At 69.0% G+C, this 1,072-nt stretch carries 1 protein-coding gene; it reads left to right on the plus strand.

The features are described 5' to 3' along the window. The first annotated feature begins 4 nt into the window (after nucleotides 1–4). Nucleotides 5–1,036, plus strand: a complete 1,032-nt coding sequence (locus tag ACIBCM_RS35275) for an IS30 family transposase (protein WP_399250540.1) — start codon at nucleotides 5–7, stop codon at nucleotides 1,034–1,036. Nucleotides 1,037–1,072: the final 36 nt, after the last annotated feature.

Raw genomic sequence — 1,072 nt, forward strand, 5'->3', positions numbered from 1 at the left:
CGATGTGACCACGCCACCGGTGGGCCTGACAGCCCTGGAGAAGCAGCTTCACCCGCGGTTTCTGACACTCGCCGAGCGCGAGAAGATCCGTGATCTTCGCGCGCTCGGCCGGTCGTTGCGGGCCATCGGGCGGGCCCTGGGGCGGCCGGCGAGCACGGTCAAGCGGGAGATCGACGCGAACTCGGGCAGCGAGGGCTACCAGCCCTACGCAGCCCACCGGGCCGCGGCAGCGCGCAGACCCCGGCCCAAGGACCGCAAGCTGCTGCGCGAGGGACCGCTGCGCCGCTTCGTCCAGGACGGACTGCGCAGGCGGTGGTCACCGGAACAGATCTGCCACGCTTTGCACAAGGAGTATCCCGACAACGAGAGCATGCGGGTGAGCGTGGAAACGGTCTACCAGGCACTGTATTTCCAGGCCCGCGGCGGCCTGAAACGGGAAGTGCAGGCAGCCGTCCGCTCCGGCCGCACCCGCCGCAGACCACGCCGGGACCCGCAGCGGCGCACCCCGCGGTTCATCGACCCGATGGTGATGATCAGCGACCGCCCCGCCGCCGTCGAGGACCGGGCCGTGCCCGGACACTGGGAAGGCGACCTGATCATCGGCGCGGGCGGGCGCTCCGCGATCGCCACCCTGGTCGAACGGAACACCCGCTACACCATGCTGGTCCACCTGCCGGGCGGAACCCACGACGCCGAGACCGTCCGCGACGGGCTCATCGCCACGATCCAGACCCTGCCCGCCCACCTGCGCGGCTCCCTGACCTGGGACCAGGGCAGCGAGATGGCACGCCACAAGCAGTTCACCATGGCCACCGACATGCCTGTCTACTTCTGCGACCCCGCCTCGCCCTGGCAGCGCGGCTCCAACGAGAACACGAACGGGCTGCTGCGGCAGTACTTCCCGAAAGGCACCGACCTGAGCGTCCACAGCCCCGAAGACCTCGAACATGTCGCCCAGGAACTCAACGGCCGCCCACGCAAGACGCTCGGCTGGGATACCCCAGCCGAGCGTCTACGTGATCTACTCACCACCTGAAACCAAGTGGTGTTGCGACGACCCCTTGAACCCAAG

The organism is Streptomyces sp. NPDC051018, from assembly GCF_044456085.1.
GTDB lineage: Bacteria > Actinomycetota > Actinomycetes > Streptomycetales > Streptomycetaceae > Streptomyces.